This is a genomic window from Microcystis sp. LE19-41.2A (assembly GCF_027530405.1).
Taxonomy (GTDB): domain Bacteria; phylum Cyanobacteriota; class Cyanobacteriia; order Cyanobacteriales; family Microcystaceae; genus Microcystis; species Microcystis aeruginosa.
Map to the genome: position 1 here is coordinate 1 of NZ_JAPZQJ010000560.1, position 10,783 is coordinate 10,783.

Annotated in this window: 10 protein-coding genes; 3 read left to right on the forward strand and 7 right to left on the reverse strand. The window is 42.5% G+C overall.

What is annotated here, in order from left to right:
• Positions 1–148: 148 nt before the first annotated feature.
• Both O9290_RS23540 and O9290_RS23545 read right to left on the reverse strand, forming a co-directional pair.
• The gene (locus tag O9290_RS23540; protein ID WP_287661982.1) at positions 149–1,027 is read right to left on the reverse strand and encodes an RAMP superfamily CRISPR-associated protein; all 879 of its coding nucleotides are present in this window, start codon (positions 1,025–1,027) and stop codon (positions 149–151) included.
• On the reverse strand, positions 1,028–2,032 hold the full coding sequence (locus tag O9290_RS23545) for a CRISPR-associated protein (protein WP_288056686.1): 1,005 nt from the start codon (positions 2,030–2,032) through the stop codon (positions 1,028–1,030).
• A 275-nt stretch (positions 2,033–2,307) separates the two neighbouring features.
• Here O9290_RS23545 and O9290_RS23550 point away from each other — a divergent pair, with 275 nt between their 5' ends.
• Complete coding sequence (locus O9290_RS23550) at positions 2,308–2,598, forward strand: DUF3288 family protein (protein WP_004162669.1); 291 nt, start codon at positions 2,308–2,310, stop codon at positions 2,596–2,598.
• Positions 2,599–2,640: 42 nt separating this feature from the next.
• Here the strand turns inward: O9290_RS23550 and O9290_RS23555 are convergent, their stop codons facing one another.
• Both O9290_RS23555 and O9290_RS23560 read right to left on the reverse strand, forming a co-directional pair.
• Entirely contained in the window at positions 2,641–3,546 is a 906-nt protein-coding gene (locus O9290_RS23555; RefSeq protein ID WP_002760988.1) for an Npun_R2821/Npun_R2822 family protein, read from the reverse strand.
• A 701-nt stretch (positions 3,547–4,247) separates the two neighbouring features.
• Positions 4,248–5,243: a glycosyltransferase gene (locus O9290_RS23560; RefSeq protein WP_288059360.1), complete on the reverse strand. Its 996-nt coding sequence runs from the start codon at positions 5,241–5,243 to the stop codon at positions 4,248–4,250.
• A 438-nt stretch (positions 5,244–5,681) separates the two neighbouring features.
• Here O9290_RS23560 and O9290_RS23565 point away from each other — a divergent pair, with 438 nt between their 5' ends.
• The gene (locus O9290_RS23565) at positions 5,682–5,990 is read left to right on the forward strand and encodes a type II toxin-antitoxin system HigB family toxin (protein WP_008200663.1); all 309 of its coding nucleotides are present in this window, start codon (positions 5,682–5,684) and stop codon (positions 5,988–5,990) included.
• A 225-nt stretch (positions 5,991–6,215) separates the two neighbouring features.
• Positions 6,216–6,611: a helix-turn-helix domain-containing protein gene (locus tag O9290_RS23570; RefSeq protein ID WP_002760994.1), complete on the forward strand. Its 396-nt coding sequence runs from the start codon at positions 6,216–6,218 to the stop codon at positions 6,609–6,611.
• A 60-nt stretch (positions 6,612–6,671) separates the two neighbouring features.
• Here O9290_RS23570 and shc read toward each other — a convergent pair whose 3' ends face one another.
• The 3 genes from shc to rpsB all read right to left on the reverse strand — a co-directional run bounded on the left by shc (position 6,672) and on the right by rpsB (position 10,357).
• Positions 6,672–8,579: a squalene--hopene cyclase gene (shc, locus tag O9290_RS23575; RefSeq protein ID WP_288058529.1), complete on the reverse strand. Its 1,908-nt coding sequence runs from the start codon at positions 8,577–8,579 to the stop codon at positions 6,672–6,674.
• A gap of 108 nt (positions 8,580–8,687) precedes the next feature.
• A complete protein-coding gene (gene tsf / locus O9290_RS23580) occupies positions 8,688–9,443 on the reverse strand; it encodes a translation elongation factor Ts (protein WP_002753383.1) in 756 nt (251 codons plus the stop codon).
• 116 nt (positions 9,444–9,559) lie between these two features.
• Complete coding sequence (gene rpsB / locus O9290_RS23585) at positions 9,560–10,357, reverse strand: 30S ribosomal protein S2 (protein ID WP_079210095.1); 798 nt, start codon at positions 10,355–10,357, stop codon at positions 9,560–9,562.
• Positions 10,358–10,783 lie beyond the last annotated feature (426 nt).

Below are 10,783 nucleotides of genomic sequence, written 5' to 3' on the forward strand. Positions count from 1 at the left end.
TTTTGCTAATAAACATAGCAAAATTATAGATGATTTCCTGACCTAAGATCACATTTTATTCTTTTTTCCACTTCAATCTAAGAATTGAGAAAAAAGCAAAACTTTATATTATACCATAAAAAAATTATGCAAGAGGTCTAATTTCCGGTTAAACTTTCGATAAGTTTTTCAAGGTCATCATGCAGTGGCCGAAGCCGACCGATTCGAGTCCCCCTAGATAAATATCCCCCGTTTTATCTTGTTCCAGTGGTTTCCAGTTGTCCCAAACGTTATCATCGATCGGTTTAAGGGCAAGGGGAAAAGCGAGGACTGTTCCTTCTGGTATTGCCTCGACATTAAAAAAAGCTTTATTAGCCGCCACTTTCCGATCTTCTTCTAACTGCACGCGACTCTGACGATAGAGGGCCATATCGTGGATCATACCCATATCATTGTCATCGACCACCACGGCGGGCAGGTTTTTGAGGGGAAACCAGGGTGTTAGATCCCAATTCGGGTAACTCACCGTGATAAACCCCAAGTTGAAGAAAAGTACGGGGTCAGAGTTGTTTTTGGAACGGGTTTTTAGAGTTTGCGAGCCGGTGTACTCGGGGGGGATGTCTGCCTTCACGTCGGCAATGCGTTGGTAGCGTCGCAGTAAACTCGGACAACTAACCCAAACGATCGGTTGTCCGGGGCAGAAAACTGGCAGCCAGACGATCGAGGCGTGTTCTGGTTTGATAATCGATTCGTAATCGTAGTTTTCCTGTCGGTTTTTTTCTGCACCGCGGCCGTACCAGCGTTCCACTTCTTGTAACGCGCTCGTTTTGGCCTGTTCCGGGGGTTGCCCTTGCTTCTTGTATTGGCTTGTTAAACGGGCTAACATATCGGAGCGGAGACGACCGCGTAGGGAACTACTGGGGATTATGCCCGTTTGGGTAAACTGATCGCGAAAGATCAGGTTAAGGTTGCCGCTTTCTTCCCCGGCGGCGGCTCCCAGATGGAGTGGGGCAAGGGTTTCAATGATGCCGTAGGCTTTTAGATACATTCAATTCAATCCTTTTATTGTTAGCGGTAGAGATAGTCCACAGCCGATATGTTTGAGGGGAAACCCCTCTCTAGGAAACCAGTCTTCCGGCCAGTCCCACCACGATCGCCCGATCGGTTCTTCCAGCACATACACGCTTCCCGAAGGAACGGAATACCTACCCCGTCCCAAGCGTCCACCTAAACCGTAACGGTAGGGGATGGGTTTGTCGGTGAGCAGCAGTTGAACTGAGGGGAAATCGGGTTGTTCAGGAATTCGGGAGGAAAATCGTTTCGATCCCCAGATGGCCGGAGTAATCGTCGCAAAGGCCTGTTCGATTGGCTGTCTCAGCAATTGATAGATGGCCCAATCCGGTTTAATCTCAACGCTCTCGATCTCGACTAGATGATTTTCTCCGCCGAATTTATACCATCCCGGATCGAGGGGATGGGTGGCTAGATAGATCAAACAGGTTCCCTCCTTCATCTGCACGGCGTATTCTAAAAACAGACCGTCCTTCTCGACGGTACAGCGTCGATCGATCTCTAGCTTGGGATGTAGGATCGGGGTAAATTCCCACGGTGAGAGTTCCGCAAATCCTCTTTCGGCGATGTATTGCGCCGATTCTGTCCAATCTTCACTGGAAATCCAGGAAAATTCGGGTTCTATTGAGTCCTTGTCGCAATCTCGCTCCCAGACGACTTGTCGATCGGGTGCAGCTATGATTCGCCATTCGTCGGATTTCTTGGTGGCGATTATTTTCGTGCGGGGAATCGGGATATAGACGTTACGAAGACTATCGGTTTTGGCCCAGAAGGGGCCAGCGATGAAGAGGTTGTCTCTTAATTCCCGATGGCTATACTGATGGGTCGTTTTATTGGCGCTGAAAAATAGTCCGGATAGGGTGGCGGCATCGGGGGGAAATTTAGAGCCAGAACGTCCGACAAGGTTTTCCGGGGAGAGGAACGCGCCGGAACTGCCGTACATCATGCCGAGGGGTTTAATGATGATGAGATGGGAAAACATAAAATTTAAGCGGGAAAAGTTAACGAAGGCGGTCGGCAGTCCTGATGCCAAAGTTGACACCGCCAAGCCCGAAAATATTCTGATCCTAAATCCAGTTATTAAAAACTGATTATTTATTTCCCCTTTTGCATGAGTGCCTCTCCTGATATGTAGCCTATACTCAACGGATTTGGTATTAGGTAATTGACTCCCTGAAAATGGGTAAAACTCTACACCCTACACCCTACACCCCACACCCTGCCCCCAGGAAAAACTTTGTGCCGCAAACCCTAATTATGGCTAGTAAAAATCAAGAACAACAACATCCACAGGAAAGACTAGATCGCCCGATTGTTGATCAGCTGCTGCAATCAGAACCCAATGATTTAAACTTAGCTGAATGCGCTCGTTTACGCATACGTTATCAAAACTTTCCGGGAGCAAGAGAAATCCAAAGAGATTTAGATTTAATCCTAGAAAAATGGCAGTTAGATGAAGCTAGTTTATGGGCAAAAACTCGACCACTGCACAGTCACGGACAAGTGTATCAAATTCGCCAAACTGAGGAGCAACAGGATTGGAGTTAAATTGCCGCAGTTATCTTAATGGTGCGAGAGGAAAAATCAAACCTATAATTTGATTTTATCTAATAATCTCTGCAAAGGATTTTTGGGTTTGCTTGCTGGCGGATCTGCGGGGGGATTAGGATCATCTAGATAACGATAATATTTCCAGATATCCCAGTAGGGACATCCCGGTTCGATGCGAATTCCTGCCCAATGTAAATATTTTAAGGGCTGATTTAATCTCGGATCGATTAAGATATTCCCCTGACGTTGAAAATGAGGACTCCCCCCCCAATTTCCCGCTTGACAACCCGGAGCGCGGACAATATTAAATCGATTGGGAACTCGTTTGAGAATGGTATAATTAATAATCGGTTGATCGGAGGTTTTTTGAGAAAAATCAAAATATTCTGGATGAGCGGCACATTCTTGAAAAGCGCTATATAATTCCTGTTCTGAGAACAAATTCTTTTTACTAGCCCAAAAACCACCGTTAAACATCCCAGTTAGATCATTTTCTGTGAAGATTCCTTGTTCTAAAACAATCGGATTAAAAACATCAGTAATCCCTTTTTTGTGTTGGTAATCACAGCAGAGAAAATCGTAGGTATCGAGGAAATTTAGATTATCTATTATTTTTTCAAAAACTACGATATCCGTATCGATATAAAGAAATTGATCTAATTCTCCAAACCAACACACCTGCTTGCGAAATTGATTGGGACGAGCAAAGAATTTTTCTCCAAAAATATCATATATTTTCTGTGCCAATTCTTCCACCAATTGCAGATCGGGATAGAGAATAACGCCATATTTTTCTGCTAATAAATCGGCAATTTTTTGATAATTATTGTCGTAGGGAATCAAGATGACGGGAGAATCAGGATCGTACAAACGAATACTATTCATTAATGCGATCGCCTGCTCGATAACTCGATCATTAGCGGTAATGTAAATTCCTCGCTTCATAAATATCCTGGGGGTAAGAGTTAGAAATAATTATATAGGGTTTGCTGAAAAAGTTTGTTGGTGGGGTTAGGAGTCAGGAGTCAGGAGTCAGGAGTCAGGAGTCAGTAGCTGGTCGTTTCAGGCTTTGTTGCCCTCTTTTTTTGTACCAATTTATGTACTATGAGAGGGATAATGCAAGGTTTTTGAGAGTCCCAATCGGATTTTCGCAGCATGAACATCGGATTTTAACAGGTCAAAAGCCTTATTTTAAAAGGGTTTTACCATTATTCAGCAAACCCTATATAGCAGTTATCTTAATGGTGAAGTAGAAAGTTTTCCTTTTGGGGAGTCAGCCATCAGCTTTTTTCTCCCGATATCCCTGTTCACTGATAACTGATAACTGATCACTGATAACTGAATAGCTGATCAGCCTTTCTCTGTCAACTCTTAAGGAGTGGTGCGTTTGATTTTTGAATTGGCGAATAATTAAGGTTTGCTGAATAAATCTAAAAACCTTGTTGGATAAGACTTTTAGACTTGTTTTCCCTCAAAAAGTGCCGACCTTTGGAGTGATTGGGGGGAAAATCCCTGGACTTTTTCCCTGAAAATTAGGTAATTGACCACCTGAAAATCGGTAAAACCCCACACCCCACACCCCACACCCCACACCCTGCCCCTAGGAAAAGCTTTTTCAGCAAACCCTAATTAAGGAAATATCACCACTACTTAAACAGTTTTTTCTTAAGTTTAGCCAGAGAACTCTGTATCCATAATTTTTTAAGTCGCAGGGGTTCTAAACCTTCTATATCAGCCGGATAATGTTTTTTAATATCAAAGAAATCATTAATTTCTCTTAAAATTGTTTCAAAACGTGGTAGTAATTTTTCGGGATTATAATCATCGAGAAAATTAGCCGGTAAAGAATTAACGGGAAAATTACGGACATAATTAAGAATACGTTCCAGATCGTATTGACTGGAATAAGCCCCGATTTTTTGACAATTGAAACCGGGATCGAGATAATCGGCTAAGGCGCTATTAACGCTAGAAAATACCGTACAACCACAGGCTAAAGCTTCCAGGGGCGGTAAGCCAAAACCCTCCGTTAAACCGTTTACAGCCCAATATTCAGCCGAATCGTAGAGATAAACCCGACTGCGATTGAATAATCCCACTAAATCCTCCACATAGCTATCTAAAACCTTAACGCGACAGTGGGGACGGAGGGCGGGAACTAGACGATTGAGAAGATACTTTGAGGATTTGCGCCCCTGTACTAGGACATCGATATCTCTTTCTAAGCCTAAATTGAGAAATTCTGAGCCAATTTGATTAGGAAGATAGTAAATCAAAGCATTAGGAGCCTTTTCTCCCCAATAACCCATAGTATTACGGCTAACGGTGATAATTGGTATGCCGGAGGGTAAACGGAAGCCGTAACCTGTACTATGGGCATGATAGATGATATTCTGCGATCGCAATTTTTGCACCAGTTTAGGAAGATCAAAACCCCAGCTAACCACAAAAATACTGTCATCCGAGCTTATTTTGGCGAGTATATCCTCTAAAAAAGGATAATTTAACTCTTTTTGACGATAAGTCACAATCTGGGCGCTACAAATTTGACTAGCCAAATTGACGGTTTTCATTTCTGCCCACAGTCCACCCCCACCAAAAGGAGAAGTAGTACCGGGCAAAAGAAAATAGAGGTTTCTCATCAGGATAATAGAAGTTTTGGTTAAGCGATAGTTTGGAGACTTGGCTATTCTATACTTAATTATTAAGGTGTGGGGTATCTAAAGGCAATAGTTGATCGAGCATAAGTGTAATTACTACTAAATAAATTTTTTAGCCTTGAGTCGGCTATCAAGAGACTTAGCTAGTTAATTACAAATTCTGCTAATTAATAAATATTAATAAACCGCAACCAGCTAGATAACTGGAATTTCACGGGCAAGCCATTAAGCCTTAAAAGTATTGCTATGCAAGGATCGTAGCCGAAAAAGCAAAACTACGGGGTTCCCTGTGGATGCGGTTTATCAGAGAAATTAAAATACTTGACTAGAGGCTTCGCAGTTTGCTATACTAGCAAGCAAGCAAGCAAACAAGGAGATTATTCGTCATGAAAATAAAACTTAAAAGATTAATAAAAAATTATGCATATTATTTCAAGAGCCACCTTAAGAATTTTTTGGGAAACTCATCCAGAGGCTCAGGCTGGTTTACGTTATTGGTACAAGCAAGTTAGTCAAGCAAAATGGCAAAGTTTCCAAGATATTCGTCAGGATTTTTCTTCGGCTGACTTAGTGGGTAATTTTATAGTATTCAACATTTGCGGCAACAACTATCGACTAATAACTTATGTTGATTTTCAACATAGAAATGTTTTCATTAGAAAAATACTAACCCATGCTGAATATAATAAAAACCAATGGAAAAAAGATTCGTGGTTCAATAAATATTGATCTAAATCTCTGAATCTCCAAATAAGTAGGGAGGAAAAATTATTTGTAGGATGGGTTAGCGGTAGCGTAACCCATGCGGGCGTTGGGTTTCATGCTTCAACCCAACCTACGTTTATCTTATATTTAATTCCACCCACCCACTTATGAAAACTATAAATTATTAACTAAAAATTTTGTATCTCCTTCAGTCACCCCTATTTAAACCATAAAATTAGAGTTATCTTTATGTTTGCCACTGATAAATACTTAGAATTATTAAAGCAATACCCTCCTCGTCCTATTCACAATGAGGAAGACTTAGAAATGATGCAGGAGGTTATTAATCGCCTGTTAGACAAACCCCAATTAACGGTAGAAGAAAGGGAATATCTAAATGTTTTAGGGTCTTTAATTTATGAGTACGAGGAAAATCAAGAGCCAATACCTGATATTTATGGACTTGAATTGTTGAAATTTATATTAGAGGAAAGAAACCTACAAAAGCAAGATTTGCTATCTATTTTTGAAAGTAAGTCAACCCTGGATGATATTCTTGATGGGCAACAAGAGTTAACCCCTATCTATATTCAAAAATTAGCCAATTTTTTAAATATATCTCCTGATTTATTTCTTCCTAGTTAGTCACAAAAAATGCGCTAGACAGTTAAATTTATTTCCTGTCTTAACGCATAGGTTAACGGACTAAATCAAAGCCCGATAACGCCCCAAAGCCAGTAAAGGAAAATACTGCTGATAGAAATGATATTTCAGGTAAAAATGACAGGGAAAACCTGTACCAGTGAAGTAATCTTCATCCCATGTACCATTTTCTTTTTGGGTAACAAGAAGATAGTTAACGCCCTTTTCGATTACTTCTCGCTGATAATTACCGGTGACTTTCCCGACGGCTAATAAACCGATTAATGCCCAAGCAGTTTGGGAAGCGGTACTATTTCCCTGTCCTTTAAATTTAGGGTTATTGTAACTAAAACAGGTTTCACCCCAACCACCATCAACATTTTGACAACTGCTTAACCAATTGGCTCCTTTTTGCAATTGCTGGCGATATTTATTCGGTTCCAGAAAAGCCAAAGCAGATAATGCCCCACTGGTTCCATAAATATAATTTACACCCCAACGACCAAACCAACTACCATCAGCTTCCTGTTCTTTTTCCAGATAATCCAAAGCTTTTTTAACTCGAATTTCCTCCATTTTAACATCACAAGTACCTAACATTTCTAGAACTCTGGCAGTAACATCAGCCGTATTAGGATCGATCATTGCTTTTAGATCGGCATAGGGCAAAGAATTAAGCCAGTTTTGATCGTTATCGATGTCAAAAGCTCCCCAACCACCAGCTTTACACTGCATAGTAGCCATCCAATTAACTGCCCGTTTCATCACAGCTTTTTTAATATTTTCATCGGGCATTTTAATTAACTCTAAAGCCATCACCACCACTGCCGAATCGTCTAAATCGGGATACCAGCGATTATCAAATTCAAAAGCCCAACCCCCGGGGGTTCCGATTTTATTTTTAATCGCCCAATCGCCATAATCAAGAATTTGTTGATCGATTAACCATTGTCCCGCTTTAATCATAGCTGGATGAGCGGGATTTAGACCGGATTCAATTAGCGATCGAATTACCCAAGCCGTATCCCAAACCGGCGAAACACAGGGCTGTACACAATAGGTATTATCTGTCTCAATGGCAAAATTATCCACCGCTTTTAAACCGCGGGCAACAATCGGATCGTAAACATCATAACCTAGGGCTTTTAAAGCTAACAGGGAATTTAACATCGCCGGGATAATTCCCCCCCAATCCCCCGTGTCTTCCTGTCGTTCAATTACCCATTTTTCCGCCGCTTTCAGACTTTCTTGACGGAAGGGAACCAAATTAGTTTTTTCTGCCCATTTAAACAGCCCATCTAACCAGAGAAAAACATCTGACCAATTGTTATTTTTTGGTAACTCATACTTGACATTATTTACCCCTTCTGTATAGAGTTCCTCGAGATTAAAACCCATTTTATACACGGGTTTTTTGTCGAAAACAATTAATAAAGGAACCGTACTTCCCCGCGCCCAACTGGACATTTCATAGATAGTAAAAGGGAAATTTTCCGGCAGTAGCATAATCCAAGCAGGGATAGAGGGAACCCCCTGCCAATCGTAACAACCAATCAAAGCGAGGTGCATTTTGGTGAAAATGCGGGTTTTGCTGATGCCACCTTTAGCTAAGATAAATTCTCTAGCTTTTTCTAAAGCAGGATCATTAGCGGGAATTCCCAATAGTCGCAGCCCCATGTAGGCTTCCACAGTGGTGCTAAGATCGCCACCATCACCATAAAATAACTCCCAAGCGCCGTTAGGACACTGTTGCTGACGCAGATGGGTGGCGGCTTTGTCTAGGGGGCGTTTTTTGTCAGTTTTCCAGATTTTGTGCAGTAAAATTGCTTCTGAGGTGATGGTGACATTAGATTCCAATTCTGCCCACCAGTAACCGTCAGAGTATTGGGTAGAAAGTAAATAATTTTGAGAAAGTTCGATCGCTTTCGCTGTTTTAGCGGCTATTTCGGTGATTTTTTCCTGAATCTGCATTTTTTCCGTTCGACAACCTCTAGGGACCACGAGTGCAAATAATTCATAATTCCCTGAAGACAAAAAGGGTACGAAACTCGCACCCCACCAGATTGATCTTCATTTAACTTACTTTTTCTTTTTGCCTTTAGCGGGCGGATTATCCTTCGCTGCCGGTTCCGGAGCTTTTTCCTCCACTTGCGGGGCTGCTGCTACGGGTTCCGGGGCTTTTTGTCCCATTTGGGCGGCTACTTCGGCGGCGAAATCCGTTTCTTCTTTCTCGATCCCTTCACCTAGTACAAAGCGTTGGAAACGACGCACCTGAATATTCTCTCCCAAAGCGGCGATCGCTTGTTTGAGCAATTCGTCAATACTGATGTTCTGATCGCGGATAAAGGGTTGATCGAGCAGAGAAAGTTCTTTCAAACGTTTTTCAATGCGGCCGGCCACGATTTTTTCTTTGATATTATCGGGTTTATTGGCTAAATCGTCCCGTCCCATCTCAATTTCTTTTTCTTTGGCGGCGATTTCGGCGGGAATATCGGCCACTTTCACATATTCGACGTTAGGACAAGCGGCAATCTGCATCGCCACGTCATTAACCAATTTTTTGAACTCCTCGCGACGGGCAACAAAATCGGTTTCGCAGTTCACTTCCACTAAAACACCGATGCGGCTGCCGGTGTGGATGTAACTGCCGATCATCCCTTCTGCCGCTACCCGACTGGCTTTTTTCTCGGCGGAAGTAATCCCTTTTTGACGCAACCATTCGATCGCTTTAGTTATATCCCCCGCGTTTTCCGTCAGCGCCCTCTTGCAATCCATCATGCCGGCGCCGGTCTTTTCCCTAAGTTCTTTAACCTGTTGTGCTGTAATTTCCGCCATAAAATTCCTAACCTACTGCTTATAATTGATCATGCCACGAGAGGGGCAGGTTTGACCGCTCGATAGGCTCGGAAAGTTTCCCCCCGAACCTAGCTGCGATCAATGGCTAATTTTCCCTAGTTATCGTCGTCTCCACTGGCAAATTCGGCGGCGTATTGGGAATAATCACCTTCTTCCTCGTACTCGGTTTCATTATCGTAGTCTTCCTCGTATTCTTCCACCGCTGCTTGACCACCGCGACGACCTTCGATGATCGCATCGCTAATTTTGCCTAAAATCAGTTTGACTGAGCGAATTGCGTCATCGTTGGCGGGAATCGGCACATCTACCAAGTCAGGATCGCAGTTAGTATCCAAGAGGGAGATGATGGGAATGCCCAATTTTTGGCATTCTTGGATAGCGTTGTATTCCCGACGCTGATCCACTACGATGACTAAATCCGGCAGCCGGCGCATGGTTTTAATGCCACCGAGGTATTTTTCTAGTTTGCCTAATTCCCGACGCAGTACCGATGCTTCTTTTTTCGGTCGTTTATCGAGGGCGCCACTATTTTCTAATTCTTCTAATTCTTTGAGTCTTTCTACCCGGCCGCGAATGGTTTCCCAGTTGGTTAACATTCCCCCTAACCAGCGTTGGTTAACGAAGTGGCTACCGCTGCGTAAAGCTTCCTGTTTAATGATTGCTGCCGCTTGCCGTTTCGTACCGATGAATAAAAAGCGTTTACCGCGATCGGCTTCTCCTCGGACAAATTCGTAAGCTTCTTCGATTAATTGGGCAGTTTGCACCAAATCAATGATATGAACCCCATTCCGGGCAGTGTAGATGTACTGAGACATTTTCGGGTTCCAACGGCGCGTTTGATGGCCAAAGTGAACCCCAGACTCTAGCAATTCTGCAAGAGAGACAACGGGCATATTTTTCTCCTTTTCGGGTTTATCCTCCATCTAGGGCTGGATTTCTAGATTCCTAGAAACACCCGATCGCCTAGATGTGCGATTTTTGACAACTTTTCTAGTCTAACATAAGTAGTCGTGCAAAATTAATTTCTTGGTTGAGACAGGAGACAGGAGACAGGAGACAGGAGACAGGAGACAGGAGACAGCTATCAGTTATCAGATTTGAGTTTTAAGTGAGCAGCATTAAATAGAAGTTTCCTACTGTCTTTTCACTGATTAATGATTACTGTTTACTGATCACTGATGGTTCTTCGTTACTTGGTATGGTTCGATAGGGGGGCATAAATCGACTAAATCCTTATCTGGTAAGAGACTTAATTGATTAGTTTGCTCTAGAGCAAAAACAATTGACAAAAATCGCTAAATGCCTTTCTATGTAAGGGT

Bases quoted from the DNA above. Each gene is read 5' to 3' on its own strand.
- shc (WP_288058529.1), bottom strand. From the start codon at position 8,579: ATGCAGATTCAGGAAAAAATCACCGAAATAGCCGCTAAAACAGCGAAA.
- O9290_RS23540 (WP_287661982.1), bottom strand. From the start codon at position 1,027: ATGTATCTAAAAGCCTACGGCATCATTGAAACCCTTGCCCCACTCCAT.
- O9290_RS23560 (WP_288059360.1), bottom strand. From the start codon at position 5,243: ATGAGAAACCTCTATTTTCTTTTGCCCGGTACTACTTCTCCTTTTGGT.
- tsf (WP_002753383.1), bottom strand. From the start codon at position 9,443: ATGGCGGAAATTACAGCACAACAGGTTAAAGAACTTAGGGAAAAGACC.
- rpsB (WP_079210095.1), bottom strand. From the start codon at position 10,357: ATGCCCGTTGTCTCTCTTGCAGAATTGCTAGAGTCTGGGGTTCACTTT.
- O9290_RS23545 (WP_288056686.1), bottom strand. From the start codon at position 2,032: ATGTTTTCCCATCTCATCATCATTAAACCCCTCGGCATGATGTACGGC.
- O9290_RS23550 (WP_004162669.1), top strand. From the start codon at position 2,308: ATGGCTAGTAAAAATCAAGAACAACAACATCCACAGGAAAGACTAGAT.
- O9290_RS23570 (WP_002760994.1), top strand. From the start codon at position 6,216: ATGTTTGCCACTGATAAATACTTAGAATTATTAAAGCAATACCCTCCT.
- O9290_RS23555 (WP_002760988.1), bottom strand. From the start codon at position 3,546: ATGAAGCGAGGAATTTACATTACCGCTAATGATCGAGTTATCGAGCAG.
- O9290_RS23565 (WP_008200663.1), top strand. From the start codon at position 5,682: ATGCATATTATTTCAAGAGCCACCTTAAGAATTTTTTGGGAAACTCAT.